Source organism: Candidatus Thiodiazotropha sp. AKAK2, assembly GCF_058244685.1.
Map to the genome: position 1 here is coordinate 234,428 of NZ_JBSYOP010000022.1, position 26,458 is coordinate 260,885.

The window sequence follows — 26,458 nt, forward strand, 5'->3', positions numbered from 1 at the left end:
CCAAAGAGTGAGAATATGAGCCATCCATCCCCAGAAATCCTCAAACAATTAAATCCACTGCATCATCTGACGGATGACCAGCTTGAACTCCTGAGTCGCTCCCTCAAGATCTATTCAGCCGGTAAAGGTCTGATGATTGTGCAACTGGGTGACACAACAGAATTCAGCCTCTATCTGCTTAAAGGCAAGGTAGAGCTCCATTCCGAGGATGGACGATTCAGTGAAATCAGCGCTGACACACCTAAAGCGCAAAATCCCATCGCCAGTCTGATACCCCGTCGCTACAGTGTCGAGGCGATCTCTCCCGTTGAATACCTGATGGTGGACAATGCCCTGATCAAGGGGTTAACCAATGATGAGGTGGAGGGGATAACCGCCACCGAAATCGATGGGGATGACAAACCCTACGACAAAGACAGCGCGGAGAACAGTCTAACCGAGGCACTGCTGGCGGATCTCAATGAAGATAAATTGGTACTGCCCAGCCTGCCGGATGTTGCGGTGCGTGTTGGCCGGGCAATGCGTGACGAAAACACCAACGCCCGTAAACTGGCGGAAATCGTGCAGACCGATCCCGCCATCACCACCAAACTGATCCGTGCGGCAAACAGCCCGCTGTATGCCGGAGTCACACCGGTTGACTCCTGTGCTGCCGCGATTGTCCGGCTAGGCGCTGACACAACACATAAACTGGTGCTCACCTTTGCGCTGCGCGATCTGTTCAATACCCGCTCCAGTATCTTGAGGGATCACATGCGAGATCTATGGACACACAGTGTCAAGGTCAGCGCCGTCTGCTACATCCTCTCCAAGGTCACCAATCGTTTCAACCCGGAGCATGCCATGCTGGCCGGACTGCTACACGACATTGGCAACATAGCGATTCTCAGTTATGCCGAACGCTTTCCCGAAGTTGCCAACGATGCTGAAAAGCTCGATCAGGTTATAGCGGATATGCGTGGCAGAATCGGCAGTGTCATCCTGCAGAATTGGGGTTTTATCGAAGACTTGATTGAGGTCACCATACATGCGGAAAACTGGCTTCGTGACATTGAAGGTGAAGCAGATTATGCCGACCTTGTGATCGTTGCACAGCTGCATACATTCATCGGCAGCTCCACCATGAACAGCCTGCCGAGTCTCGATCAGGTGCCGGCCTTTGAACGGCTCAATCTGGGTGAATTAACACCCAAACTCAGCTTGAAGATTCTTGATAAAGCCGACGAAAAAATCGCCCATGCCGAAGCGATGCTGATGGGTTGATTGCACCCAGGAAACCCATTTAGACCGGCTCTACAAAATCCCGGATAGTCGCTGAACTTCAAACACCAGCGAGTTTGGGGATTCGTTGTCACTCAAATGGATCTACCCACTACCCGTGATGACTGATTCAAGCTAGCTTGAGAGAGGGCCTCGCCCTAAGGGGTGCCTGTCAATGCAACATTCCGGCGTTGCAGCGACGGACCAGGGTGATGTCATTCCGGCGCACTGCACCAAGTCTTGAGGCATGGACGGGCCTCTGATTGGTGCCGTTTATAGGTGACACCACACTAGGGACTGTTAACACGAATCCCAGATCACTCCACGGTGACCGATTTGGCCAGATTCCTTGGCTGATCCACATCCGTACCTTTCAAAATCGCAACGTGATAGGCAAGCAGTTGCAGTGGAATACTGTAGACAATCGGTGATGTGGATGGATAGATATCAGAAAGCGTCAGGTTTTGATAACGATCCAATCCGATCTTCACGCTGTGGTCACTGAAAAGAAAAAGCTCGCCGCCGCGGGCACGGACCTCCTGTAAATTTGAGATGACCTTCTCCAGTAACGGATCGTCCGGCAGGGCGCAGATCACCGGCATTTCTGCATCAACCAGCGCAAGCGGACCATGTTTCAGTTCACCGGCCGGGTAGGCTTCGGCGTGGATATAGGATATCTCCTTAAGCTTCAGTGCACCTTCCATCGCAACTGGATAGAAACAGCCCCGACCAAGAAACAGCGCATGATTGCGCTCCGCAAAGGCATTCGCCATCTGCTTGATCTCGTCATTCAGTTTAAGGATCACCTCAACCTGACGGGGTAGGGCATGCAGTTCGTTGACCAGTTCTTGTTCTCTCTCCTCTGGCATACCACGACGTTTGGCCAATGCCAGGGTGAACAGTCGCAAAGCAACCAGCTGGGTGGTAAAGGCCTTGGTCGAGGCTACCCCGATCTCCGGCCCGGCACGGGTCATCAGGGCAACATTCGATTCACGCACCAGTGAGCTTTCCGGTACATTACAGATCACCATACTACCCAGATAACCTTTCGACTCCGAACCTCTCAGCGCCGCCAGGGTATCGGCCGTTTCGCCGGACTGGGAGATGGTGACAAACAGGGTGTCGTCCGGAACAACAACCTCCCGGTAGCGGAATTCGCTGGCCACTTCGACACTGCAGTGGACGCCGATCTCTTCAAGCCAGTATCTCGCCACCAGACCGGCATGAAAGCTGGTCCCACAGGCTACGATATGAACGTTGCGGGTTTTATCGAGCAACGCTTTCGCCTCATGCCCGAAAGACTCTTCCAGCAGACGACCTTTGTGTATCCGCCCCTCGAGCGTCTCGGCTATGACAGCTGGTTGCTCAAAAATCTCCTTCAGCATGTAGTGGCGATAGGGGCCTTTTTCCGCTTTCGCTGCGGATACCTGTGAGGTACGGATTTCGCGCTCGACCGGTTGCCCATGGATATCGGCAATCGTCACTTTTTCGCGGGTGATGTGGGCCAAATCACCCTCTTCCAGAAAGATGAACTGCTGGGTAACCGGTAGCAGGGCAAACACATCCGAAGCGATGAAATTTTCGTCATCGCCCAATCCAATCACCAACGGACTTCCGGCACGGATCACTACCATCTGGTCAGGATCTTCCGGGCTGACCACAGCCAGGGCATAGGCACCAATCAGTTTGTTCGAAGCCTGACGTATCGCCTCGACAATATCTGTGTGGCTTTGCATGATATCGGCCAGCAGGTGTGCGATCACTTCAGTATCAGTTTCCGAAGTGAAGACAAAGCCTTTTTCAGAAAGCTCTTCTCTGAGGTCGGCGTAGTTTTCAATGATGCCATTGTGCACTATGGCAACCTGCTCACCACTCATATGCGGGTGAGCGTTCCGCTCAGATGGCATACCATGGGTAGCCCAACGGGTATGGGCTATGCCCAGTTTACTACTCAAATCAGCCTGATCGATCAACCCTTTAAGACTGGATACCTTGCCTACAGAGCGGATCCTTTGCAGATGCTGCTTCTCATCGAGCACCGCCACACCTGCTGAATCATAGCCGCGATATTCCAAGCGCTTCAGTCCTTCCATGAGGACCGGTACAACATCCCTGTGTGCGATACCGCCTACAATGCCACACATATTGAAATCTCCCGTTCCTTGCTTAATCTTTCGCTTTCTTGACTGGTCGCAGCCAATTGTCGATGCTTAACTGCTTGGCACGACTCAGGGTCAGTTGTTCCGCCGGAGCATCCTTGGTAATCGTTGAACCCGCTCCAATGGTTGCACCTTCACCAACGGTCACCGGTGCAACCAGTTGGGTATCGGAACCGATAAAGGCCCGATCACCGATCACCGTTCGAAACTTGTTAGCACCATCATAGTTGCAGGTGATTGTCCCTGCACCAATGTTGACCTTGGCGCCAATCTCCGAGTCACCGATATAACTGAGATGGTTAATTTTACTACCATCTGCGACCTGACTCTTTTTGATTTCAACAAAGTTACCAACATGAACGTGATCGGCAAGCCGTGCTTCCGGTCTTAAACGGGCAAAAGGACCAATCCGACACCCACTACCGACCACGCAATCCTCCAGCACACTGTTTGCGAGAATCTCCGTCCCTGCACCAATGACACAGTTTTTCAGCACCACGTTAGGCCCGATAGAGACCCCTTCTGCCAGGCTGACGCTACCTTCGGTAATGACGTTACAGTCGATGAACACATCTTGTCCTGTCTTCAATTCACCACGTATATCGATTCTGCCGGGGTCGGCGAGGGTAACACCCGACTGCATCAACTCATCGGCCCGGTTCCTGTGATAAAAGCGTTCAAGGTAGGCGAGCTGCTTGCGGTCGTTGACTCCCATCACCTCCTCTTCATTGTGAGGATGGACTGCCTGAATGTTTCCCCCGTCAGCAACAGCCAGGGCGATGATGTCGGTCAGATAGTACTCTTTTTGTGCATTGTTATTGTCGATCCGCGATAACCAGGCCTCCAGTTTGACCCGGTTCACCGCCATGATACCGGTGTTGATTTCACTGATCTCGAGCTCCCGTGCAGAGGCGTCTTTCTGCTCAACAATCCGGGTAATACGATCGTCACGATCTCTGACGATCCGCCCATAACCTGTGGGGTCTTGCAGATCCACCGTCAGCAGTGCCAGGTCACTGCTATGCAGGCAACTCAAAAGGCTCACCAACGTGGGGCCACTGATCAGGGGTACATCTCCATAGAGAATCAATACCTGATCCACCTGCTGAAGATGAGGCAGGGCCTGAATCACGGCATGGCCGGTTCCCAGCCTCTCCTTCTGTTCGATCCAGGTCAGATCGTCGGCTGCCAGACGGTTTTTAACCTCTTCTCCCCCATGACCATAGATCACCGAGATTTCATCCGGGTTGATCGTACGCGAGGTCTCGATTACATGGGAAAGTAGTGGCTTTCCAGCCAATGAATGCAGTACTTTCGGAAGCTTGGAGCGCATACGCGTTCCTTCCCCGGCAGCAAGTATCAGTGCACCAAGATGCATCCCTCTCTCCCCTTAATGATAAAAGTATTTACAGTTTTTCAGGCCCGGATGGTCGTTACACAAACCGCATTACAGCTCACGACGACGCCTAGGCTGATTAATTGTCCAGCCTACAACAGTCTTACCAAACTTAAAACTTCGAAAAAGAGATTTTCTCTGGAATCTTCCTTGATAACTCTTGCAAATTAATTGACGGTTTGGGACTGCCCCGGAATACCCATTTGCATCAGATCTTCCTGGGTGGCATCCCTGACTTCAAGAATTTTAACTTTCACCTGCAACGACTTGCCAGCCAGTGGATGATTACCATCAACCGTCAGCATACCGCCTTCGATTTTGGTCACATAAAAACTTTTTACGTCCCCGGCATCATTCTGCATCTGAACTTCGGTACCAAGCTGGCGAAGTTCGGAAGGAACATTTTCAATACGATCGGTAATGATTAAATCGGGGTCGTAATCACCAAAGCCGCTTTCCGGTGGGACGGTCATGGTCACCTCTTCACCCTGGGTTTTGCCGAGTACTGCCTGGTCCATACCACCAATCAACTCGGTCTCTCCACCATGGATGTAGCTAACCGGTAGGTCACTCTGCTCAAGCACATTGCCATCCATATCCTGGATCGTGTAGGCAAGCGATACAAATTTACCGGACTTGATCGTCTCTTTTGACATGATGAATAGGGTAGTGGGTCTGTCTCTACAGACCCACTAAAAGTAGGAGGGATTAACCGCGCTTGCCTTTGCGAATGCGTTCTATAGCGCGTAACTGGGCGACTGCCTCGGCAAGTTCCGACTGGGCTTTTGCATATTCAAACTCGGCACTGCGATCAGCCATTGCCTCTTCGGCGCGTCGCTTGGCTTCCTGGGCTGCAGCTTCATCAAGATCGGCAGCACGAATCGCGGTATCGGCAAGCACAGTTACCACATGAGGCTGAATTTCCAGAATGCCACCTGAGACATAGAAGTGCTGTATATCCTTACCGCTGCCGGTATCGACCCGGACTTCACCCGGCTTCAGCTGAGTGACCAGGGGGGTATGACGGGGTGCAATACCCACCTCACCCATGACAGCCGGAGCATAGACCATTTCAGCTACACCGCTGAAGATCTCACCTTCCGCACTGACGATGTCCACATGAATGGTCATGGCCATCTTTAATCTCCCGGGCTATTAGCCCTTGCCGCCTTGCTCAGCTGCCTCATCGATACCGCCCACCATATAGAAGGCTTGCTCTGGCAGATGATCATACTCACCTTCAACAATGGCCTTGAAACCGGCAATCGTGTCTTTCAGAGAGACGTACTTACCTGGGGAGCCGGTAAATACTTCAGCGACGAAGAAAGGCTGAGAGAGAAAACGCTGGATCTTACGAGCACGCTGTACAACCAGCTTATCCTCTTCGGAGAGTTCGTCCATACCCAGAATCGCGATGATATCCTTCAGCTCCTTATAGCGCTGCAGGGTTCCCTGTACATTCCGCGCCACACTGTAGTGCTCCTGACCAACCACGTTGGGATCAAGAATACGTGAGGTGGAATCGAGGGGATCAACCGCCGGGTAGATACCCAGCTCGGCGATCTGACGGGAGAGTACCAGAGTCGCGTCCAGATGGGCGAAGGTCGTGGCCGGTGAGGGATCGGTCAAGTCATCCGCCGGTACGTATACCGCCTGGAATGAGGTGATCGAGCCGGTCTTGGTGGAGGTGATACGCTCCTGCAGAGCACCCATCTCCTCAGCCAGGGTTGGCTGGTAACCTACCGCTGAAGGCATACGACCCAGCAGCGCGGAGACCTCGGTTCCCGCCAGGGTGTAACGATAGATGTTGTCAACGAACATCAACACGTCACGACCTTCGTCACGGAAGTTCTCGGCGATGGTCAGACCGGTCAGCGCCACACGCAGACGGTTGCCCGGGGGCTCATTCATCTGACCGTAAACCAGGGCCACTTTATCGAGTACGCCACCCTCTTCCATCTCGTGGTAGAAGTCGTTACCTTCACGGGTACGCTCACCAACACCGGCGAATACCGAGAAGCCGGAGTGCTCTACCGCGATGTTACGAATCAGCTCCATCAGGGTTACGGTCTTGCCTACGCCGGCGCCGCCGAACAGGCCGATCTTACCGCCCTTGGCGATCGGCATGATCAGGTCGATAACCTTGATGCCGGTTTCGAGAATCTCGGTGGTAGCCGCCTGGTCTTCCAGCTTGGGAGCCTCACGATGGATCGGCATCAGCTTATCAGCCTTGACTTCACCAGCCTCGTCAACAGGATTACCCAGTACGTCCATGATGCGACCTAGCGTGCCCTGACCCACAGGAATACTGATCGGCGCACCGGTGGCCTCTACTGCGACACCGCGCTTAAGTCCGTCGGTCGAACCCATGGCGATGGCTCTTGCCACACCGTCACCCAGTTGCTGCTGTACTTCCAGGGTGAGGTTCGCCTCGTCGATCTTCAGTGCCTCGTAGACCTTAGGCATCTCGCCACGGGGAAATTCCACGTCCACCACAGCGCCGATGATTTCAACTACTTTGCCCGAACTCATTTCTGGTTCCTCTTGCCGCTCGAGGCGACTCTCAAAAAGATAAAAAACAAATTTCTGTTACTGATCCTGCCATCAAACGGCGGCTGCACCACCCACGATCTCGGAGATCTCCTGGGTAATCGCTGCCTGACGGGCCTTGTTGTAGATCAGTTGCAATTCATCAATCAGGTTCTTCGCATTGTCGGATGCGGATTTCATCGCAACCATTCGTGCCGACTGCTCACAGGCGCCATTCTCAACCACGGCCTGATAAACCAGAGACTCGACATATCTACCCAGTAGGTTGTCGAGAACTTCTTTCGAATCAGGCTCGTAAATATAGTCCCAGTGATGCTTCAGTTCCTCTTCCATCGTGGATGGAATGGGTACCAGCTGCTCAAAGGTGGGACTCTGCGTCATGGTATTGACGAAGCTGTTGTAGGCGATGTAAATACGGTCGATCTTACCTTCCGCATAGGCATCCAGCATGACCTTCACGGTACCGATAAGATCCTCGATGTGCGGCATGTCACCCAGATGTGTTGCCTGACTGACGATGTTGCCACCAAAACGCCCGAAGAAACCCAATGCCTTATTACCGATGGTGCAAAATTCAACCTCGGTGCCGGCATCCCGGTGTTCCTTCAACTCTTTGACCAGCTTGCGGAACAGGTTGTTGTTCAGACCGCCGCACAGACCCCGGTCTGAAGAGACGATGATGTAGCCAACCCGTTTCACTTCACGTTCAATCATGAACGTGTGCTTGTACTCCGGATGAGCATGAAAAAGGTGACCGATTACTTTACGCATCTTTTCAGCATAGGGGCGTGTCGCCGCCATGCGGTTCTGCGCCTTCCGCATCTTGGAAGCGGCCACCATCTCCATAGCCTTGGTGATCTTGCTCGTATTCTTGATACTGCCGATCTGTGTCCGGATCTCTTTTGCACCCGCCATAGCTTAAACCCTATTTCGTGATTGCCCGACGTCTACCAAGTATGGTTGGCTTTGAAGTCTTTCAGAGCATCGTGGAGAGCTTGCTCGATCTCGGCATTGTAGTCGCCGGCTTCATCGATCTTGTCCATCAGCTCTTTCTGATTACTCTTCATATAGCCCTGAAGCGATGCTTCGAAGTCCACAACTTTGTTCGCATCAACGTCATCCAGGTAGCCTTCGTTGGCGGCAAACAGTGAGACACCCATGCCAGATACGGAGAGTGGTGAATATTGCGCCTGCTTCATCAACTCAGTGACACGCTCACCACGTTCCAGCTGCTTACGCGTCGCTTCGTCAAGATCGGAAGCAAACTGAGAGAAAGCCGCCAGCTCACGATATTGGGCCAGGGCCAGACGAACACCGCCACCCAGCTTCTTGATGATCTTGGTTTGAGCAGAGCCACCCACACGGGATACGGAGAGACCGGCGTTGATCGCAGGTCGAATACCCGCATTGAACAGATCCGCCTCAAGGAAGATCTGGCCGTCGGTAATCGAGATTACGTTAGTGGGTACGAATGCGGATACGTCGCCAGCCTGTGTCTCGATGATCGGCAATGCGGTCAGAGAACCGGTTTGACCCTTCACCTTACCACCCGTGTTCTTCTCCACATAAGCGGCATTGACTCGAGCTGCGCGCTCCAGCAGACGGGAGTGCAGATAGAAAACATCACCCGGATAGGCCTCACGACCTGGTGGACGACGCAGCAGCAAGGATACCTGGCGATAAGCCCAGGCCTGCTTGGTCAGATCATCGTAGATGATCAGCGCATCTTCACCCTTGTCGCGGAAGTATTCACCCATGGTACAGCCGGAGTAGGGGGCGATGAACTGCATCGCTGCAGAGACCGCCGCCGGGGCTGCCACGATGATGGTGTGGTCCATGGCGTCATGCTCTTCGAGCTTGCGCACCACCTGGGCGATGGTTGAGTTCTTCTGGCCAACCGCCACGTAGATACATTTTACGCCGGTGCCCTTCTGATTGATGATCGCATCGATGGCTACCGCAGACTTACCGGTCTGACGGTCACCGATGATCAACTCACGCTGACCACGACCGATCGGCACCATGGCGTCGATCGCCTTGATACCGGTCTGTACCGGCTGGTCAACCGACTTACGCTCGATTACGCCTGGAGCAACTTTCTCGATGGGTGAGGTCTCGTCGGCCTTGATGTCGCCTTTGCCGTCCATGGGGTTACCCAGGGAGTCGACAACACGACCCAGCAAACCCTCACCAACCGGGACTTCCAGAACGCGACCGGTACATTTTACTGCATCGCCTTCACTCAAGTGCTTGTAATCACCCAGCACCACGGCACCGACTGAGTCGCGCTCCAGGTTAAGCGCCAGACCGTAAGTGTTACCCGGGAACTCCAGCATCTCGTAAGACATGACATCTTCGAGACCATGGATGCGGGCAATACCATCAGTCAGGCTGATGATCGTACCCTCGTTACGGGCTTCGGTTTTAAGATCGAATTTTTCGATCTTGCTTTTGATCAGTTCGCTGATCTCGGATGGATTGAGTTGCATGATGGCTTCTCGCTTAGATTCCCAATTCGTTAGCCAGTTGCTGAAGTTGACCACGGACGGAGCCGTCGATCACCATATCCCCGGCGCGGATGTGAACACCACCGATCAGGTCGGTGTCCTTGTCGCTGGTGATGGTGATATCGCGTCCCAACTTGGCCTTCAAGGCATCGGCAATAAGTTTTTCCTGCGCGGGCTTGAGTGCATAAGCAGTGGTGACGTGGACATTCATCACCTTCTCCTTTTCCGCTTTGAGCTCAGCAAAGAGTGCATTGATCTCCGGTAACACCTGAAGACGGCGGTTCTGAACCAGAACACGGATCAGATTACTGCCTTCATCGGTTACCCGGCCGCCGGCAATTTCCAGCAGCAGCTCGGTCAGTGCCGGCTGATCGATCAGTGGGTTGCCGACAACTTTGGCAACCGCTTCATCCTCTACGACAGAGGATAGAAAGGTCAGCATCTCATGCCACAGCTCGAGCTTGCTCTGCTCATCGGCATGAGCAAACACGGCTTCCGCGTAGGGACGGGCGATTGTGGTAGCTTCACCGGCCATAGTTCTGCCCTAAATCTCTTCGGCCAAAGCCGCGACTATGTCCTGATGTGCGTCGGCGCTGATCTCTTTCTTGAGAATCTTTTCAGCACCGGCCACAGCAAGCATTCCGACCTTTTCACGCAGCTGTTCGCGTGCGCGATTGGCTTCCTGCTCGATTTCAGACTGTGCAGCGGTGAGGATACGGTCGCCTTCTACGCGAGCTGTATCCTTGGACTCATCGACGATTTCGGCTGCGCGCTTTTGAGCCTGGGCTACGATCTCCGCAGCCTGTGCCTTGGCTTCATGCAGCACATCCTTGGCCCGCTCCTTGGCAAGCTCCTGTTCGTGCTGGCCTCGCTCGGCTGCGGCCAGTCCGTCGGCGATCTCCTTTTTACGGGTTTCCAGCGCTCCCATGATCGGGGTCCAGACATACTTCATGGTGAACCACACGAACACCGCGAAAGAGAGCAGCTGACCTATAAGAGTCAGATTGATGTTCATCCCGGAATTACCTCTCGTTGGACGAGATGAGAGAGAGTTCGCTCAAAACTGCTTAAGCTACAGCGAACAATACGTACATGGCCAGACCCACAGCAATCATGGGGACGGCGTCTACCAGACCCATGACGATGAAGAACTGGGTACGCAACATGGGGATGAGTTCAGGTTGACGAGCAGCGCCCTCGAGAAAGCGGCCACCCAAAACGCCGATGCCTACCGCAGCGCCCAGGGCACCCAGGCCCATCATGATCGCGCCGGCAATGTACAGCAGTGCTTGTTCCATTATTGGTCTCCCGTTTAATGAACTAGATAGTTAAGAAAAAAGATCAGTGTTCGTGGTGCGCCATATCCAGGTACACAATGGTCAGGGTCATAAAGATGAACGCCTGCAGTGTGATGATCAAGATATGGAATATGGCCCAACCCAGCTGTAGAACGCCACCGAACAGACCGAGAATCAACCCGGCATTGTACATGATGGCGATCAGAATAAAGATCATCTCGCCAGCGTACATGTTACCGAACAGACGCAGGGCGAGAGAGATTGGTTTGGCAATCAGGCTGACAAACTCAAGAATGAAGTTGACCGGGATGAACAGCAGATTGACCACAGGATTAGTTGAAGAGAAGGGCTGCAGAGTCAGCTCACCGGCGAAACCGCCGACGCCTTTGATCTTAATACTGTAGAAGAGAACCAGCAGGAAGACCCCAATGGCCATTCCAAAAGTGGCGTTGGGATCGGTTGAAGGCACGACCTTCATATAGTGGATTCCGAGCAGCTTAGCGAGCTCGGGAATGACATCAACCGGCACCAGATCCATCAGGTTCTGCAGGAAAATCCAGACAAAGATGGTCAACGCCAGTGGCGCAACCAGAGAATTTCTCGCAGAGAAGGACCCCCGCACGCTGGTGTCGATGAACTCGACAATCCATTCGACAAAATTCTGTAGGCCGCCAGGAACACCCTGGGTGGCGGTTTTTGCCGCTTTTGAAAAGAAGTAGAGAAACAGCACAGCAAGGCCGATGGACCAGAACATGGTATCCACATGAATTGCCCAGAAACCCATCTCTTTGGCTTCAGCAGCACTGTGTGCAATACCCCAACTGCCGTCGGGATGCTGACCAAAGGTCAGATTGGTCAGGTGATGTTTGATGTACTCACCAGAGGTAAGGGCGTCGCCAGCCATATTTCCTGTACCTATGAATGCTGTCTGTCTTGATAAATCAACACTATCAATGGGACCGCTACTTGTACGACCAGATAGCAGCCCAATAATAAACCGATATTGACTGAATCGAAGCTGACAATTGTCAACCCGAACAAAATACCGGTCATGACCATCTTCTGGATTTCGGCGCCAAACAGTCGCCCGGCTATTTTTTCCGGCTCCTGCGCACGATAGTGCACGAAAGACCTGAAGGCGAAATAGCCATTTGCAGTCGCGGCGATAAAAGCGCCAATGAAGCCTGACAATGCGGCGTTTTTACCGAAAAACAACAAACCCAGACCGAGGATTATCGATGCTCCTATTTGGAGCACTACGATGGTGCGAATCTGGCTGTTTCCGGTAAGCTGCATGCCGGTTTCCCGGTACCCCTATACGAGCCTATCCAGCAAGGAGGGAGGAGTATAAGGGGTCTGGAATATAAGGTCAAAGGATAGATGCATAAATTTTTTAATAGACAATATCTATAAATGGCTATTTTTTTGCTTTTGAACGCTGCTTTTTGGTTTAAAACAGCAGCTTAGGGTTATTGCAAATGATCAACCACCTCGCGAGCGGGGTGAGCGTCTCCGAGGTGGTGATCGATTATCAGTCAGACAATTCCTAGCGGCGCAAGAATAACTGGTCGAGTGACGCCTGGCCAGCACCGTGACGGATCAGATAGAGCAGAGCGATAGCCCACCACATATGCACATTCCAGGCATCCGGATAGACAAACAGTTGAATCACTACTGTCATGCCCAGCAGGGAGAGGGCGGCGAAGCGGGTGAACAGACCGAATACCAACAGGATGGGAAACAGATGCTCCGCATAGGTTGCCAGGTGGGCGGCCAGCTCATGGGGGATCAGCGGCACCTTGTACTCATGCTCAAACAGGAAGTAGGTTGATTGGGAGATATCGAGAAATCCCGACACCTTGGTGCGGCCAGAGCTCCAGAACGTATAGGCGACAGCTCCCCGGGCAAGCAGGGCGATCAGCCAGTCAGGAACCAGCTTTGCAATGAAGTCGAAAAGAGAGATCAGGCCGTTAACTATTGTATTCATGATGTCACTACTAAGTATCGTTATTGGTTAGGGAACCTCTGAAAAAACCACCAGGTGCAGAAGGCGGTCTTCCATCGGTTCTACACACCCGTCATCGCGGGATGGTGATCGTCGAATCGATCTGAGCTTGCTGAGTTGTGCTCACATGGCACAAAACGTCCCATCAAACAGATGACGGGAGAAAAATTGCCCCAAATCGAATTGCGGATCCGTTTGATTCGTTGCTTCAAAGGCCTCACCGATGGTCGCCGAGGCCATGAGCTGTCTGACAAACTCGAACTCACCCTCCGAGACAACCCTGACCTGGACCTCATTGTCCGGTCTTACGACAATCAACCGGCAGGCTCCCTCATCCAGCGAGATCAGCTCATCCTGATCGTCGGACTGGTTGACTGACCAGATCCGATGGATGGGAAAATCGGAGGCCAGAAGCTGCAATGAAGGGTGGACACGAAGCTGAAGTTTGGCGAAGGCCTCTTCAGACAGATTCTGTAGTTGATCCGGCTGCAGAGGGAACGCATCCGCCGCGTGATAGGCCGCTGTCCAGGCAAACTCCAGACGGGCCACATCAGTCAGGTAGGGCAATCCCGACAGCTCGGGTATCGTCTGCAGAAAGTCGGCAAACAGGTCGCCATATAACATCAGCGTTCGATCCCTGGGGGGATGTTGTCGTACATAGGCGGTTGCCAGCATACGAAAAGCCTCATCTCCCACCAGGCGCTTCACCACCGGGAACATATCCGCCAATGCATCACCATTGAGGACAATGAAGTTATTACGGTAGACCTGGAATCTCTGCCATGCCAAATCGTCGTCCTGCAACATTTCCAACAGGGCACCGTCCGGCGCATCGGCGGTTCTCAGTCCATCACAAAAGCTTCTTTGCAGCTCAGCCAGTAACGACATTTCGGACCTCCGTTTCAGCAACAGCATCGATCAGACTCTGCGCGGAAGAGACCTCCTCCAGCAGCTGAGGAAACTCGGGAATGTTGCTGTCCCACTCGATCAGGGTTGGCGCCAAACCGAACTGGGATATGAACGCCTGATAGAGACTCCATACCTCGGAACAGACCGGTGATCCGTGATCGTCGATTCTCAAGGTGCGGCCCTCGACCTGTTGTACCGAATGTCCTGAGAGGTGGATCTCCCCGATCAGCTCGATCGGTATCTCTGATAAATAGTCATCGATGTTCCAGCCATGATTCGTGCAGGAAACAAAAACATTGTTTACATCTACCAGCAGACCGGCGCCGCTACGTTTTGCAGCTTCCACATAGAATACCTGCTCTGGCATTTCACTGGCCTTGAACTGCAAATAGCTGGAGGGATTCTCGATCAGTATCTGCCTCTGCAGATACTCCTGAACCTGCTCGATGTGTTCAACCATGACCTGCAGACTCTCTTCCGTATAGACCAGAGGCATCAGATCGTGGGTATACCATTCGTAGCCATGGCTCCAGGAGAGATGCTCTGAAACCAAGCCGGGTTCGAACCTCTCCACCAGACTCTTCAACTGCTGCAGATGCTCCCTATCCAATGGCAGATGACTGCCAAGGGAGGTACCGACACTGTGCAGCGAGATGGGATAGTCCTGGCGAATCTTTTCAAGGTAGCGCAAGGGTGGTCCACCCTTACCCATATAATTTTCGGGATGGATCTCAAACCAGCCGATGTCTGGCTGATCCTCGATCACGGATTGATAGTGTTGCGGCTTCAAACCCGCCCCGGCCCTTATCGGTACCGGCGCGGGTGCTCTGCCAGACGCTTGCATTGTTTCCATGTCAGGTCCAGCAGATCAGCTTATTTTTCAGCCAGGCTGCCACCGACGATCTTTTCGCAGGTACCTTTGAGTACCAGCATCCAGGCATTGCCCTGTGCGTCAGTGGTAGAGGTGCCGGCACAGCTGGTGCCCGGACCAGCGGCGCAATCGTTCTTACCGGCTTTGGCTACGCCGAAACACTTTTCAGTATCAGCTGCGTTAGCCACACCAACAGGAGAGAGCGCCAAAGCGGTGGTAATTGCGCCGGCGACGAGTGCAGAAGTGGACGTTTTTTTCATGATTAACTCCTCCGAGAGAGTGTTGTTTTAAAGAATCGATAGTGATGCGATTACCGCATTTCGTTCAATCGAGCATGGAGAAAGAACCCCTTGTGTGTGTAATTACGTCTTCAACACTTTTTCGGATTCACTTTTCCATCTCTTTTTTACAAATCCCTTCGTTTAATTCATCAGTGAAATTGTGGTTAAACATGAAACCTCAATCCGACCTTTCAAATAAACGGCGGTAACACAACAGAGATCAGATATCTGCTTGTGTTGTTTACAACATAGCATCTGTCGCTGGGATAGATATTAACGAAAGTATCACAGTGTATAGGGGCTTTATGTGGCGTAATCCCTTTCAATCAGACAACTCAATGACCGGTTTCGGAGATCAGAGAATGGACTAACACATTGATAAAATGACAACTCATCCACAAGCTGCTGTTAAGACCAACAACCCATGGTGTGTCAATTCATGTGATTTGCAATTCGCCGTTTCCTAACTTTTCTATCACACGACAGATGAAACGGCAGCTATTCCACTCTTAAGTACAAAGAAGATGATGAATATGGCTGAGCGCCATGGGTGTTTTGACATCCAGTAGGTCGGTTCAATCGGCCGACAAATTAGCTGGGTAAGCTTATCATCCACAATAGTGAAGCCCGGCCAGCAGGAGCTGCTGACGTAATGGTTAAGTGCCGAAGATTGGTTTTGGTTTAAGGCCTGCTAACAGGCCCTAGGCATTCGACCACTATTTTATATGGTCCAGGATTCCTTCCAACTCATCCAGACTGTTGTAACCGATCACCAGTTTGCCTTTACCCTTGGAACCCTGTTGCAGATCCACGTTGGCACCCAGCTTTTCCGACAGATCGGTGACCAGGCGTTTGATGTCCGGATCGACCTGCTGGGCGGCACGTTTGGGTTTCGGGTTTTCAGACTCATTCTGCATCCGTCGCACCAGGCGTTCGGTCTCCCGCACCGACAACCCTTGGCTCACCACCAGATTGGCCGCTCTGGTCTGATCTTCACCCTTCAATCCGAGCAGGGTGCGGGCATGGCCCATTTCGATTCGGCCCGATTCGACCAGCCCTTTGACCTCTTCATTGAGCTCCAGCAGACGCAGAAGGTTGGTCACCGTGGTACGCGATTTACCCACCGCTTTGGCCACTTCCTGATGGGTCAGTCCGAACTCATGCAGCAGTCGGCTCAGGGCATTCGCCTCTTCCAATGGATTGAGATCCTCCCGCTGGATATTCTCAATCAGCCCCATCGCCATGGCGGCCTCTTCGGTGACCTCTTTGATCACCACGGGGATCTCATCCAATCCCGCCTGCTGGGCGGCCCGCCAGCGTCGTTCACCGGCAATCAGTTCGTAGCGATCATTCTCCACGGCACGAACGACCACCGGCTGAATCACCCCTTGAGCGGCAATCGAGTCGGCCAGCTCGCGCAGACTGTCCGGATCGAACTCACGCCGCGGTTGATAACGACCACGTTGAATCAGATCCACAGGCAGCCGAGACAGGTTGTCCCGCTTGCTCTCTTTACCACTGCCGCTTTTACCGCTCTCGGTTGTTGCAACTTCCTCTTCCTTGTCAGCCTGCATGCCACCTAACAGGGCATCCAGTCCACGTCCTAATCCTCTTTTCTTTGCCGCCATGTCTCTTTTCCGTTAATAACTATTTAGAACAGCCCTAAAAAGTGCGATTTTTAGGACTGACCAAAGGGGAGAGTAAGACTTCTCCCCTTTGGAAACCCCAAAAGCTGGGGTGTAACCATTCAGATGGCCCTAAGAAACAGGGACCTCCTGAACAGTTACTTCTGTTATACCATTTGGGCTTCGCTTTGACGCATGCGATGCCGACGTATCAACTCACTGGCCAGAGCCAGATAGGAGGTTGCGCCTCGGGATTGTTTATCATAGATCAACACCGGCAAACCGTGACTTGGCGCCTCGGCCACCCTGACATTGCGTGGAATGATGGTGTTGAACACGGCGTCTTTGAAATGGGCCAGCAGTTGACCGGACACATCAATGGCAAGATTGTTTCGAGGGTCGTGCATGGTGCGCAGGAATCCTTCGATCTGCAGATTGCGATTGAGGTGGGAGCGTATCTGCTCAACGGTATTCATCAGTGCCGACAACCCTTCCAGTGCGTAGTACTCCGTCTGAATGGGGATCAACACCCCATTGGCTGCCACCAGGGCGTTGAGGGTCAGCATATTCAGTGAAGGTGGACAGTCGACCAGAATATAGTCGTAGTCCTGCTTGGCCGGCGCCAGGGCGATATCAAGACGCTTTTCCCGCATCGATGTGTTCATCAATCCCACTTCGGCCGCGGTCAGATCCGCATTCGAGGGTATGACGTCGAACCCCCCTTCAGGGGAGGTCATCAGGGTTTCTCGCAGGGTGGCATCCCCGAGCAACAGCTCGCAGCTGGTGTTGTCCAGATTGTGTTTGTCGATACCACTACCCATACTGGCGTTGCCCTGGGGATCCAGGTCTACCAGCAGGACACGCTTTTTCATGGCGGCCAGGGAGGCGGCCAGATTAACCGTAGTGGTCGTCTTGCCGACGCCGCCCTTCTGGTTGGCAATGGAGATGATGTAACCCATGTTGGTCTACTTGATTCCACAGTTGCAGGAAGGGCCTATCATAACGGCACAGCCGCCGAAGGTGGTAACTTTCTTGGCAAAGTGCCCCTTGAAAGCTCGGTCAAAGGGGATTTTCCAGCTTCTCAGGCTCTCTGACGGAGACCAGACAGCGCTCCCCGTCGGTATAGGGCACACTCAGGGGCATTACATGGCACACATAATCGGCTGAAAGCTCACCGAGCTCCTGCTGCGGATTACGCCCTTTCATCGCCAGCAGCAGACTCTCGCGATTGCGCAGGTGCCGACTCACATCAAGCAACTCGGAAAGGGTGGTGACCGCACGGGCCGTCAACACTTGATACGGGGCTTGCGGCCGATAGGCCTCGAGTCGACTGTGCAGCGGCAGACAGTGGTCCAGCCCCAGCTCCATCACTACCTGGCGCAGAAAGCGGACCTTTTTACTGTTGCTGTCGAGCAGGGTGAACTGCATATCCGGGCGCATGATTCCGAGAGGAATGCCCGGCAGACCTGGGCCTGTACCCATATCGAGACAGCGCTCTCCCTGCAGGTAGGGCAATACAACCAGGCTGTCGAGCAGATGTCTGGAGACCATCTCCAGTGGATCGCGCACTGCGGTCAGATTGAAGGCCTTGTTCCATTTATGCATCAACGCCAGATAGTCGAGCAGTTGTTGCTGTTTGTCATCCTCCAACACCAGGCCCATCAATGCGGCACCTTCCGCAAGACGCCTACCACAAGCGATTCTGTCGAATCCGGCCATGGTCAGGCGGAACGCTTTTTCAGATGGATCAGCAGCAGTGAGATGGCCGCAGGGGTGACACCGGGTATCCGGCCCGCATGTCCCAAGGTCTCGGGCCGGTGCCGCTGGAACTTCTCCCGCACTTCGGAGGAGAGACCCCGGACATTGCTATAGTCCAGATCCTCAGGCAGCAGCACCGATTCGTTGGCGCGCTGCTTTTCGATCTCACCCTGCTGACGGGCGATATAGCCGGCATACTTTGCCTGCACCTCCAGCTGCTCCACCACTTGCGGCGCCTGCAGGCCCGGGCCGAGCCTGGGAATGGTCATCAGCTGCCGGTAGCTGACATTCGGTCTTGCCAGCAGATTGTGGGCGCTGGCCTCTTTCGACAGGTTGCCTCCGAGGATGCTCTCCGCCTGCTGCGAATCAAGATCGGTGGGTCGTAGCCAGATATCCTTCAACCGCTGCTGCTCCCGCTCGATATTCTCCCGTTTACGGCAGAAGACCTCCCAACGCTGGTCGTCGACAACCCCCAACTGGCGTCCGCTTTCGGTCAGCCGCAGGTCCGCATTGTCTTCTCTCAGCAGCAGCCGATACTCAGCCCGGCTGGTAAACATCCGGTAGGGCTCCTGAGTTCCCTGAGTGATCAGATCATCGACCAGAACGCCCAGATAGGCCTCATCCCTTCTCGGTGACCAGGGCTCCAGCTGCTTGCTGAAGCGCACCGCATTGATGCCGGCCAGCAGTCCTTGAGCTGCTGCCTCTTCATAGCCGGTGGTGCCGTTGATCTGTCCGGCAAAAAAGAGCCCCTCGATGTATTTGGTCTGCAGCGAGGATGTCAAATCTCTCGGATCGAAAAAGTCATATTCGATGGCGTAGCCGGGACGGGTGATATGGGCGTTTTCAAAACCCTTCATCGAGCGCACCAGCTGATACTGGATATCGAACGGCAGGCTGGTGGAGATCCCGTTGGGGTAGATTTCGTGGGTATCGAGACCTTCAGGTTCGATAAAGATCTGGTGCGAATCCTTGTCGGCGAAGCGCACGATCTTGTCCTCGATGGAGGGGCAATATCTGGGTCCGACCCCCTCGATCACACCGGCATACATGGGCGAGCGGGCGAGCCCGCCGCGAATGATTTCATGGGTCTGCTGATTGGTATGGGTGATATGACAGCTGACCTGCGGGGGATGCTGATCACGCTCGCCAAGAAAGGAGAAGACCGGTGTCGGAGTATCGCCGGGCTGGGCCTGCAGTTGTGCATAGTCAATGGTGCGGCCGTCAATTCTCGGCGGGGTTCCGGTCTTCAGCCGTTCCACCCGAAAGGGTAGATCCCTAAGACGCTGCGATAGTGCATTCGAGGGAGGATCACCGGCCCGACCACCCTCATAGTTGGAAAGCCCGATATGGATCCGGCCACCGAGAAAGGTACCGACGGTCAGTACCACCGCATCGGCACGGAACTTCAGACCCATCTGGGTCACCACCCCGGTGACTCTATCCTGCTCGACCAGCAGATCGTCCACCGCCTGTTGGAACAGTTGAAGATTGGCCTGATTCTCCAGCCGATGACGAATCGCGGCTTTATATCGCACCCGGTCCGCCTGAGCTCTGGTGGCTCTCACCGCGGCCCCTTTGCGGGAGTTGAGAATACGGAACTGAATACCACCGAGATCGGCTGCCTGGGCCATGGCGCCGCCCAGCGCATCCACCTCTTTCACCAGGTGTCCTTTACCGATCCCGCCAATCGCCGGGTTGCAGCTCATCTGACCCAGGGTTTCGATATTGTGGGTCAGCAGCAGCGTCCGGGCACCCATCCGCGCCGCCGCAAGGGCCGCTTCGGTACCGGCATGGCCACCACCCACCACAATCACATCAAACTTATCGGTAAACAACATTGTCATAACTATTCGCGGATTCGCTGCTTGCCTGTGTAGCCGGTCATCGAACTACTGCAGCGGCAAGCGAGCTGAAACTAATCGATCGAACCCGGCATTTTAACTGATTCATCCCGCTAATGAGACGATTATCAAACGCCATCGGCTTCACTATAGCCATTTATCGCTCAGGAATCGCAAATTCCTCCCGATTTGTACAGACATCTTTAGGGCCTGATAACACTAATCCAATGAGCCATAAACTGACAAATGTGCGATCGTTTCTAAACCTGAAGCGGCCGCCTGCCGATCAAGTAGGCTGATACTGTTTCAAACTTTACAATCAGCCCGATACAACAAGAGGAACAACCATGGGTCCTGAATTAGCTGAGGCAATCAAAGCGGCGGGTAATATCCTGCTGGGCAAACAGGAGGTGGTGAAACTCTCTCTGACCTGTCTGCTCGCCAGAGGGCACCTGTTGATCGAGGATGTCCCCGGTGTGGGTAAAACCACCCTGGCCCATACCCTGGCACATCTGTTGGGACTCAACTATCAGCGGATTCAGTTCACCAGTGATCTGCTGCCTTCGGACATCATCGGGGTTTCGGTGTTCGATACCAATCAACAGAACTTTCAGTTTCACCGCGGACCGATCTTCGCTCAGGTGGTGCTCGCCGATGAGATCAATCGGGCCACACCCAAGGCTCAGAGCGCCCTGCTCGAAGCCATGGAAGAGCGACAGGTCACCACCGACGGAGCAACCTACAACCTGCCGGAACCCTTCTTTGTCATCGCCACACAGAATCCGAGCCATCAGGTCGGTACCTTTCCGCTACCCGAATCCCAGCTCGATCGCTTTTTGATGCGCATCAGCATCGGCTACCCCGGCCGAAGTGCGGAGCGTGATCTGTTGGCTGGAGGGGACCGCCGAGCGGCATTGGAGGATCACCCGGTGGTGCTCGATGGTCAGCGACTCTCCGAATATCAGCAACAGGTGACCAAGATACATGTGGCCGATGCCCTGATCGAATATTGTCAGGACATCCTGGCACACACCAGAAACATGCCCGACTACCGACTCGGCCTCTCACCCCGAGCCGGGTTGGCGATGCTACAGGCCGCACGGGCCTGGGCCTTCCTCGAGGATCGTGATCTGGTGTTGCCCGAGGATCTGCAGGCGATACTGCCGGCAACCATCGGGCACCGATTGCAGACCTCCGGGGAGAAGATGTCGGTTTCCGGGGATGGTCTGGTCAAGGATCTGCTGAACAGAATACCACTACCCTGATCGTATCAATGACCCGCTCCTCACTCTATCGTTGGTTTAGGCAGTTCCGCCGTCAGGCCCAGCCCGATACCCAGGGCGGTGTTACCGTCAAGGCGAGGAGTATCTATATCCTGCCAACAAAACAGGGCCTGCTGCTGGCAGTGGTACTGTTGGCAATGCTGGTCGGCTCGATCAACTACGGCAGTAATCTTGGCCACCTGGCGACCTTTCTTCTTGGTGGCATCTGGATCACCAGCATTCTGCATACCTGGCGTAATCTGTTGGGCCTGAGACTTCAGCCGCAACATGTGGATTCGGTGTTTGCCGGGGAGTCGGCGGATTTCTGCCTCTCACTGATCAATCCTTCGAACCTCGACCGTTTTGCGATCACCCTGAAACAGAAAAAAAATTTTGGTGACAGTCTCGATATTCCAAACAATGAGCAGCTACCGATCCATCTCCCTCTGGTAAGTAAAAAGCGCGGTCTTTTCAAACTGCCGCAGATCACGCTGCACACCACCTATCCGCTGGGTCTGTTTCATGCCTGGACCTATGCCGAAATCGATCTCAACTGTCTGGTCTATCCAAAACCGGCGGAACGGGGTAAACCGCCTGTCACCGAGAGCTATACCAAAAGCAACAGCGGTGATCGGGGGGTTGGCAGCGATGACTTTGTCGGACTGCGAACCTTTCGAACCGGTGACTCACCGAAACAGATCGATTGGAAGGCCTATGCCCGACAACAGGGTCTGTTGAGCAAACAGTTTGGTGGTGACCGTCACGTGGAGATCACCCTGGACTGGGACTTGATAGCGGAGCAGGAACCGGAAAGACGGCTCAGTCTGTTGTGCCGTTTCATACTTCAGCAGGAGGAGTTAAGACACGCCTATGCGATGAAAATACCTGGTCTCTCCATAGCCTGTGGTCTGGGAAGCGCTCATATGCAAAAGTGCCTCAGCGCTTTGGCCCGATACGGAATAGCCGATGCAGATCGCTGATCACAGTCTGACTGCAAGACAGCATCTGCTGGTCAGCCTCTGTGCCGGGCTGGCGATTGTGCCTCATGCCCTGCACGTTCCGCTTCCAATCTCTCTGTTTCTGATCTTACTGTTCATCTGGCGTCTCGCAGCGCTTCGCTATCCACAATTTCAACCGGGTCGATGGTTGCTGGTACTGACAACCCTAGGTGGTGTGATCCTCACTTTCAGCCAATACCATACTCTGATCGGCCGGGATGCCGGTGTGGGACTGCTGACGGTCATGATGATGCTTAAAATACTGGAGGTGCGAAAACGTCAGGATCTCTATGTCGCCGTCTTCATCTCCTACTTTGTGATCATTACCCATTTTCTGTTTGATCAATCGATGGTGATGGCCCTCTATCTGTTTTCAGTGATGGTCTGTTTGACCGCTCTGCTGATTGAGATCAATCGCATCAAGCCATCCGCCACCACGCTGGAACCCTTCGTCAGAACGGCGATAATCACACTTCAGGCGATTCCGATAGCCATCGTGCTGTTTGTAATTTTTCCCCGTTTGAACCAACCCCTTTGGAATCTGGGCATCGGCAGCAGTGGAACCACCGGTCTCAGTGACCGGGTAACACCAGGGCAGATAGCCGAGCTGATCGAATCACCGGAGGTTGCCTTCCGGGTCAGCTTTGACAGAGAGGTACCACCGGTAGAACAACGTTATTGGCGTGGCCTGGTGATCTGGGATACGGACGGCCTCAGCTGGTTCAACCGAAAGGAGCAGGTGGTTGAACGACACATTCAACTGAAAGCCCATGGCGAACACAGTTACGAGGTATTTCTCGAAGCACATCAGAAGCGCTGGTTGTATGCCCTCGATCTGCCGGTCAGTAGCAAACAGAATTTCAGGCTTTCACAGGATCTTATCCTGCAGAGAAGAGAGCCGGTGAGGCAATCATTGACCTATCAGGTTCGTTCCACCACCGAGCAGCAGAACAGGGTCGTTCTACCCGGTATGCTGCAACGGGCATTGGAGCTGCCGGACAATGTCACCCAACGGCAATTCGAGTTGGTTGAAGGGTGGCGCAGTAGTGCCACGACATCCAGAGAAATTGTCGATCTTGCATTGGCACACTTCAATAGCCAGCCATTTGTCTACACCCTCACACCTCCCCGTTATCTGGACAACCCCATTGATCAGTTTCTTTTCGATACTCAAGAGGGGTTTTGCGAACACTATGCAACCAGCTTTGCTCAACTGATGCGCATCGCCGGCATACCCACCCGTCTGGTGTTGGGTTATCAGGGGGGGGAATTCAATGAGTTGGGAGACTACTACATCATCCGGCAATACGATGCCCACGCCTGGACGGAAGTCTGGTTGGAAGAGAGCGGATGGTTGCGAGTCGACCCAACAGCAGCCGTTGCGCCGGAACGCATACGCTTTCAACTGAGAAACGATTTTGGCGCAGAGGGTTCGCCGGCAATGTTTCAGCTCGATGAACTGGGGCTGGTCGGTTCAAGCCTGCGGCGCTTCGCCCATATGCTGGATAATGCCAATATTCAGTGGCGACGCTGGATCATTGGTTACAGCCGGGAGCACCAGTTTTCACTGATGCGTAATTTCGGCTTCGATACGCTGACGCCACTCCAGTGGAGTCTGATTACCACTGGACTGATCTCAATACCGCTACTGCTGGTTGCTCTGCGACTGGTGCTGTCGGGAAAAAAACAACCGCTTCCGGAGATCGTTGCCTACAACCAATATTGTAAAAAACTCGCCCGTCTGGGTATCAGCAGGAAAACCTATGAAGGTCCGATGGACTACGCGAAAAGGGCGATTGCCGAACGGCCCGATCTGACTGCATCCATCAGCAGAATTACGGCACTCTACATCAGACTGCGATATGGACCCAAAGCCGACAAAAGCCAGACCAAAAAGCTACTTCAACAGGTCAAACAATTTCGTCCTGGCCGGCAGAAGCCTGGCGCCTGACCGAATATTTAAACCCGACGACTCAATCGTGGAGTATGGCGTACAACTTGTCTTTCAGTAACAGACGCCTTTTTTTCATCTCTTCCATATGAAAATCGGAGACCGGTGTACTCAACTCCTCCAGATTACGAATATGGGCATCCAGCCAATCGTACTCATCCATCAAATTGTGAAACACCTCATTACTCTTACGCAGATCCGCAATTTTTTCTGCGTACTCGGGAAATTCATGCAACAGATCGTGTGATTCACCCAGCATCATTCTCTCCTCTTATTCGGAATCTCTATTTCAACACCTTAATGCGACTCTGGCTATGGCAACAATGTACTGAATCAAAAAAAGTTAAGATTTTTTTGCCCCCTCAACCGGTTGTCTGTGAACTGGAACAATCGGCCCGCCAAACTCCAGCGAATATCGAAAACCCTATTTGCCAATACAGAAACTGGAGAATATCCGGCCCAATAGATCGTCTGCCGTAAACTCCCCGGTGATCTCCGAGAGGGCAAGCTGGGCAACTCTGAGATCTTCAGCAAGCAGTTCACCCGCCTGGTCCCGTAACAGACTCTGTTGACCATGCTCGAGATATTGCATGCCCCGCTGCAGCGCATCGAGATGACGACGCCGGGCGATGAACTCCCCTTCATGCTGGTCATGATAACCGGCACACTGCTTTAAATGGTCATTCAACAGAGACAGTCCCACGCCCTGTTTGGCAGACAGACAAATCTCCACCCCATCCTCAATCTGATGCAGTCCCGCTGATTTTCCGGTCAGGTCAATCTTGTTGCGTATCAGGGTTACCGGCACCCCTTCGGGCAGGGTGCTTCTGTCCAGCGCCGTTGAATCCGGATCGCTTCGATCATCAAACACCCAGAGCACTCTGTCAGCATCGGCCATCTGCTCTCTTGCCCGGCGCACACCCTCCGCTTCGATCGGATCATCACTCTCGCGCAGACCCGCCGTATCGATGATGTGCAGGGGAATGCCATCAATGGTGATACGCTCCTTGAGCAGATCCCTGGTGGTGCCCGGGATCTCGGTAACAATCGCCGATTCGTTGCCTGCCAAGGCATTGAGGAGACTCGATTTCCCCGCATTGGGTCTACCGGCGATCACCAAAGTCAGCCCATCACGCAATACTCTGCCACTTTGCGCAGATTGAAATGTCTTTTCAACCTGGGACATTATCGCGAGTAAACGCTCACTCACATGGCCATCATTGAGAAAATCGATCTCCTCTTCCGGGAAGTCGATTGCCGCCTCTACATAGAGCCGCAACTCAATCAGCTGCTCAACCAGTGTGTGGATACGTTGGGAAAAGTGCCCCTGCAGGGTACGGCTGGCCAGACGGGCGGCAGCATGACTCTGGGCATCGATTAGATCGGCTATGGCCTCCGCCTGTACCAGATCGAGTTTGTCGTTCAAAAAGGCCCGCTCACTGAACTCACCCGCATGGGCAATTCTGGCTCCGGCCTGTACAACCGCCTGGAGCAACAGATCCATCACCACCGGACCACCATGACCCTGGAGTTCCAGCACATCCTCACCGGTGAATGAGTGGGGCGCTGGAAAGTAGAGTGCGATTCCCTGGTCGATGAGCTGCTGTTGCTGATCGGTAAAGTCGACCAGTTTGGCCACTCTCGGGGGTGGCAGGCTGCCAATCAGGGATTTCGCAATTTTCGGACAATGGACGCCACTGATCCGCACAATCCCAACCCCACCGCGACCAGGTGGGGTTGCGACTGCGGCAATGGTGTCCCGCGCTGCCATGAGTGTCAGTGCCTGT

26 protein-coding genes are annotated in these 26,458 nt (G+C 53.7%); 4 read left to right on the forward strand and 22 right to left on the reverse strand.

What is annotated here, in order from left to right; genetic code table 11:
- Positions 1-15 precede the first annotated feature (15 nt).
- Positions 16-1,263: an HDOD domain-containing protein gene (locus AC4IE8_RS09880; RefSeq protein WP_068994833.1), complete on the forward strand. Its 1,248-nt coding sequence runs from the start codon at positions 16-18 to the stop codon at positions 1,261-1,263.
- 314 nt (positions 1,264-1,577) lie between these two features.
- On the opposite strand, the gene glmS is transcribed toward AC4IE8_RS09880, so the two are convergent.
- The 20 genes from glmS to mnmG form a co-directional block, all read right to left on the reverse strand.
- Positions 1,578-3,404 carry a glutamine--fructose-6-phosphate transaminase (isomerizing) gene (glmS, locus tag AC4IE8_RS09885; protein ID WP_068994704.1) on the reverse strand — a complete coding sequence of 609 codons (1,827 nt, stop codon included), beginning with the start codon at positions 3,402-3,404 and terminating at the stop codon, positions 1,578-1,580.
- Between the two features lie 22 nt (positions 3,405-3,426).
- Complete coding sequence (glmU, locus tag AC4IE8_RS09890) at positions 3,427-4,797, reverse strand: bifunctional UDP-N-acetylglucosamine diphosphorylase/glucosamine-1-phosphate N-acetyltransferase GlmU (RefSeq protein ID WP_490790914.1); 1,371 nt, start codon at positions 4,795-4,797, stop codon at positions 3,427-3,429.
- Positions 4,798-4,982: 185 nt separating this feature from the next.
- Positions 4,983-5,471 carry an FKBP-type peptidyl-prolyl cis-trans isomerase gene (locus AC4IE8_RS09895; RefSeq protein WP_068994706.1) on the reverse strand — a complete coding sequence of 163 codons (489 nt, stop codon included), beginning with the start codon at positions 5,469-5,471 and terminating at the stop codon, positions 4,983-4,985.
- A gap of 52 nt (positions 5,472-5,523) precedes the next feature.
- On the reverse strand, positions 5,524-5,952 hold the full coding sequence (locus AC4IE8_RS09900; RefSeq protein WP_068994707.1) for a F0F1 ATP synthase subunit epsilon: 429 nt from the start codon (positions 5,950-5,952) through the stop codon (positions 5,524-5,526).
- A gap of 18 nt (positions 5,953-5,970) precedes the next feature.
- Entirely contained in the window at positions 5,971-7,347 is a 1,377-nt protein-coding gene (gene atpD / locus AC4IE8_RS09905; protein WP_068994708.1) for a F0F1 ATP synthase subunit beta, read from the reverse strand.
- A 72-nt stretch (positions 7,348-7,419) separates the two neighbouring features.
- Positions 7,420-8,280 carry a F0F1 ATP synthase subunit gamma gene (gene atpG, locus AC4IE8_RS09910; RefSeq protein ID WP_068994709.1) on the reverse strand — a complete coding sequence of 287 codons (861 nt, stop codon included), beginning with the start codon at positions 8,278-8,280 and terminating at the stop codon, positions 7,420-7,422.
- A 32-nt stretch (positions 8,281-8,312) separates the two neighbouring features.
- Positions 8,313-9,854 (reverse strand): F0F1 ATP synthase subunit alpha, encoded by a 1,542-nt coding sequence (atpA, locus tag AC4IE8_RS09915; protein WP_490790915.1) that lies wholly within the window; start codon positions 9,852-9,854, stop codon positions 8,313-8,315.
- Between the two features lie 13 nt (positions 9,855-9,867).
- Positions 9,868-10,407, reverse strand: coding sequence for a F0F1 ATP synthase subunit delta (locus tag AC4IE8_RS09920; RefSeq protein ID WP_068994711.1), 540 nt, complete (start codon positions 10,405-10,407; stop codon positions 9,868-9,870).
- Between the two features lie 9 nt (positions 10,408-10,416).
- Positions 10,417-10,887, reverse strand: coding sequence for a F0F1 ATP synthase subunit B (locus AC4IE8_RS09925; protein WP_068994712.1), 471 nt, complete (start codon positions 10,885-10,887; stop codon positions 10,417-10,419).
- Between the two features lie 52 nt (positions 10,888-10,939).
- Positions 10,940-11,170, reverse strand: coding sequence for a F0F1 ATP synthase subunit C (gene atpE, locus AC4IE8_RS09930; protein ID WP_068994713.1), 231 nt, complete (start codon positions 11,168-11,170; stop codon positions 10,940-10,942).
- Between the two features lie 43 nt (positions 11,171-11,213).
- The gene (atpB, locus tag AC4IE8_RS09935) at positions 11,214-12,074 is read right to left on the reverse strand and encodes a F0F1 ATP synthase subunit A (protein ID WP_068994714.1); all 861 of its coding nucleotides are present in this window, start codon (positions 12,072-12,074) and stop codon (positions 11,214-11,216) included.
- An 11-nt stretch (positions 12,075-12,085) separates the two neighbouring features.
- Positions 12,086-12,466 carry an ATP synthase subunit I gene (locus AC4IE8_RS09940; protein WP_068994715.1) on the reverse strand — a complete coding sequence of 127 codons (381 nt, stop codon included), beginning with the start codon at positions 12,464-12,466 and terminating at the stop codon, positions 12,086-12,088.
- Positions 12,467-12,716: 250 nt separating this feature from the next.
- Positions 12,717-13,157, reverse strand: coding sequence for a DoxX family protein (locus tag AC4IE8_RS09945; protein ID WP_068994716.1), 441 nt, complete (start codon positions 13,155-13,157; stop codon positions 12,717-12,719).
- Positions 13,158-13,298: 141 nt separating this feature from the next.
- Entirely contained in the window at positions 13,299-14,063 is a 765-nt protein-coding gene (locus AC4IE8_RS09950; RefSeq protein WP_490790916.1) for an HvfC/BufC N-terminal domain-containing protein, read from the reverse strand.
- Positions 14,047-14,937, reverse strand: a complete 891-nt coding sequence (bufB, locus tag AC4IE8_RS09955; protein WP_490790917.1) for an MNIO family bufferin maturase — start codon at positions 14,935-14,937, stop codon at positions 14,047-14,049. Before bufB ends, AC4IE8_RS09950 begins: the two co-directional genes overlap by 17 nt.
- A 20-nt stretch (positions 14,938-14,957) precedes the next feature.
- Positions 14,958-15,215 carry a BufA1 family periplasmic bufferin-type metallophore gene (locus AC4IE8_RS09960; RefSeq protein ID WP_068994719.1) on the reverse strand — a complete coding sequence of 86 codons (258 nt, stop codon included), beginning with the start codon at positions 15,213-15,215 and terminating at the stop codon, positions 14,958-14,960.
- Positions 15,216-15,952: 737 nt separating this feature from the next.
- Positions 15,953-16,864 carry a ParB/RepB/Spo0J family partition protein gene (locus AC4IE8_RS09965; RefSeq protein WP_490790918.1) on the reverse strand — a complete coding sequence of 304 codons (912 nt, stop codon included), beginning with the start codon at positions 16,862-16,864 and terminating at the stop codon, positions 15,953-15,955.
- A gap of 164 nt (positions 16,865-17,028) precedes the next feature.
- Positions 17,029-17,820 (reverse strand): ParA family protein, encoded by a 792-nt coding sequence (locus tag AC4IE8_RS09970; protein ID WP_068994721.1) that lies wholly within the window; start codon positions 17,818-17,820, stop codon positions 17,029-17,031.
- A 100-nt stretch (positions 17,821-17,920) separates the two neighbouring features.
- A complete protein-coding gene (gene rsmG / locus AC4IE8_RS09975) occupies positions 17,921-18,580 on the reverse strand; it encodes a 16S rRNA (guanine(527)-N(7))-methyltransferase RsmG (protein WP_068994722.1) in 660 nt (219 codons plus the stop codon).
- Positions 18,581-18,582: 2 nt separating this feature from the next.
- A complete protein-coding gene (mnmG, locus tag AC4IE8_RS09980; RefSeq protein WP_490790962.1) occupies positions 18,583-20,457 on the reverse strand; it encodes a tRNA uridine-5-carboxymethylaminomethyl(34) synthesis enzyme MnmG in 1,875 nt (624 codons plus the stop codon).
- Positions 20,458-20,807: 350 nt separating this feature from the next.
- Between mnmG and AC4IE8_RS09985 the strand changes: the two genes are divergently transcribed.
- The 3 genes from AC4IE8_RS09985 to AC4IE8_RS09995 are packed head-to-tail and all read left to right on the forward strand — an operon-like array spanning position 20,808 to position 24,671.
- Positions 20,808-21,725: an AAA family ATPase gene (locus AC4IE8_RS09985; RefSeq protein WP_490790919.1), complete on the forward strand. Its 918-nt coding sequence runs from the start codon at positions 20,808-20,810 to the stop codon at positions 21,723-21,725.
- A gap of 8 nt (positions 21,726-21,733) precedes the next feature.
- Positions 21,734-22,702, forward strand: a complete 969-nt coding sequence (locus AC4IE8_RS09990; RefSeq protein ID WP_490790920.1) for a DUF58 domain-containing protein — start codon at positions 21,734-21,736, stop codon at positions 22,700-22,702.
- Positions 22,689-24,671, forward strand: coding sequence for a transglutaminase TgpA family protein (locus tag AC4IE8_RS09995; protein WP_490790921.1), 1,983 nt, complete (start codon positions 22,689-22,691; stop codon positions 24,669-24,671). Before AC4IE8_RS09990 ends, AC4IE8_RS09995 begins: the two co-directional genes overlap by 14 nt.
- Before the next feature lie 22 nt (positions 24,672-24,693).
- Here AC4IE8_RS09995 and AC4IE8_RS10000 read toward each other — a convergent pair whose 3' ends face one another.
- Positions 24,694-24,933, reverse strand: a complete 240-nt coding sequence (locus AC4IE8_RS10000; protein ID WP_490790922.1) for an HP1242/YdcH family protein — start codon at positions 24,931-24,933, stop codon at positions 24,694-24,696.
- A 162-nt stretch (positions 24,934-25,095) separates the two neighbouring features.
- On the reverse strand, positions 25,096-26,442 hold the full coding sequence (mnmE, locus tag AC4IE8_RS10005; protein WP_490790923.1) for a tRNA uridine-5-carboxymethylaminomethyl(34) synthesis GTPase MnmE: 1,347 nt from the start codon (positions 26,440-26,442) through the stop codon (positions 25,096-25,098).
- Positions 26,443-26,458 lie beyond the last annotated feature (16 nt).

Excerpts from the sequence above, each read along its gene's own strand:
- AC4IE8_RS09880 (WP_068994833.1), top strand. The coding sequence starts at position 16 with ATGAGCCATCCATCCCCAGAAATCCTCAAACAATTAAATCCACTGCAT.
- glmS (WP_068994704.1), bottom strand. The coding sequence starts at position 3,404 with ATGTGTGGCATTGTAGGCGGTATCGCACACAGGGATGTTGTACCGGTC.
- glmU (WP_490790914.1), bottom strand. The coding sequence starts at position 4,797 with ATGCATCTTGGTGCACTGATACTTGCTGCCGGGGAAGGAACGCGTATG.
- AC4IE8_RS09895 (WP_068994706.1), bottom strand. The coding sequence starts at position 5,471 with ATGTCAAAAGAGACGATCAAGTCCGGTAAATTTGTATCGCTTGCCTAC.
- AC4IE8_RS09900 (WP_068994707.1), bottom strand. The coding sequence starts at position 5,952 with ATGGCCATGACCATTCATGTGGACATCGTCAGTGCGGAAGGTGAGATC.
- atpD (WP_068994708.1), bottom strand. The coding sequence starts at position 7,347 with ATGAGTTCGGGCAAAGTAGTTGAAATCATCGGCGCTGTGGTGGACGTG.
- atpG (WP_068994709.1), bottom strand. The coding sequence starts at position 8,280 with ATGGCGGGTGCAAAAGAGATCCGGACACAGATCGGCAGTATCAAGAAT.
- atpA (WP_490790915.1), bottom strand. The coding sequence starts at position 9,854 with ATGCAACTCAATCCATCCGAGATCAGCGAACTGATCAAAAGCAAGATC.
- AC4IE8_RS09920 (WP_068994711.1), bottom strand. The coding sequence starts at position 10,407 with ATGGCCGGTGAAGCTACCACAATCGCCCGTCCCTACGCGGAAGCCGTG.
- AC4IE8_RS09925 (WP_068994712.1), bottom strand. The coding sequence starts at position 10,887 with ATGAACATCAATCTGACTCTTATAGGTCAGCTGCTCTCTTTCGCGGTG.
- atpE (WP_068994713.1), bottom strand. The coding sequence starts at position 11,170 with ATGGAACAAGCACTGCTGTACATTGCCGGCGCGATCATGATGGGCCTG.
- atpB (WP_068994714.1), bottom strand. The coding sequence starts at position 12,074 with ATGGCTGGCGACGCCCTTACCTCTGGTGAGTACATCAAACATCACCTG.
- AC4IE8_RS09940 (WP_068994715.1), bottom strand. The coding sequence starts at position 12,466 with ATGCAGCTTACCGGAAACAGCCAGATTCGCACCATCGTAGTGCTCCAA.
- AC4IE8_RS09945 (WP_068994716.1), bottom strand. The coding sequence starts at position 13,157 with ATGAATACAATAGTTAACGGCCTGATCTCTCTTTTCGACTTCATTGCA.
- AC4IE8_RS09950 (WP_490790916.1), bottom strand. The coding sequence starts at position 14,063 with ATGTCGTTACTGGCTGAGCTGCAAAGAAGCTTTTGTGATGGACTGAGA.
- bufB (WP_490790917.1), bottom strand. The coding sequence starts at position 14,937 with ATGGAAACAATGCAAGCGTCTGGCAGAGCACCCGCGCCGGTACCGATA.
- AC4IE8_RS09960 (WP_068994719.1), bottom strand. The coding sequence starts at position 15,215 with ATGAAAAAAACGTCCACTTCTGCACTCGTCGCCGGCGCAATTACCACC.
- AC4IE8_RS09965 (WP_490790918.1), bottom strand. The coding sequence starts at position 16,864 with ATGGCGGCAAAGAAAAGAGGATTAGGACGTGGACTGGATGCCCTGTTA.
- AC4IE8_RS09970 (WP_068994721.1), bottom strand. The coding sequence starts at position 17,820 with ATGGGTTACATCATCTCCATTGCCAACCAGAAGGGCGGCGTCGGCAAG.
- rsmG (WP_068994722.1), bottom strand. The coding sequence starts at position 18,580 with ATGGCCGGATTCGACAGAATCGCTTGTGGTAGGCGTCTTGCGGAAGGT.
- mnmG (WP_490790962.1), bottom strand. The coding sequence starts at position 20,457 with ATGTTGTTTACCGATAAGTTTGATGTGATTGTGGTGGGTGGTGGCCAT.
- AC4IE8_RS09985 (WP_490790919.1), top strand. The coding sequence starts at position 20,808 with ATGGGTCCTGAATTAGCTGAGGCAATCAAAGCGGCGGGTAATATCCTG.
- AC4IE8_RS09990 (WP_490790920.1), top strand. The coding sequence starts at position 21,734 with ATGACCCGCTCCTCACTCTATCGTTGGTTTAGGCAGTTCCGCCGTCAG.
- AC4IE8_RS09995 (WP_490790921.1), top strand. The coding sequence starts at position 22,689 with ATGCAGATCGCTGATCACAGTCTGACTGCAAGACAGCATCTGCTGGTC.
- AC4IE8_RS10000 (WP_490790922.1), bottom strand. The coding sequence starts at position 24,933 with ATGATGCTGGGTGAATCACACGATCTGTTGCATGAATTTCCCGAGTAC.
- mnmE (WP_490790923.1), bottom strand. The coding sequence starts at position 26,442 with ATGGCAGCGCGGGACACCATTGCCGCAGTCGCAACCCCACCTGGTCGC.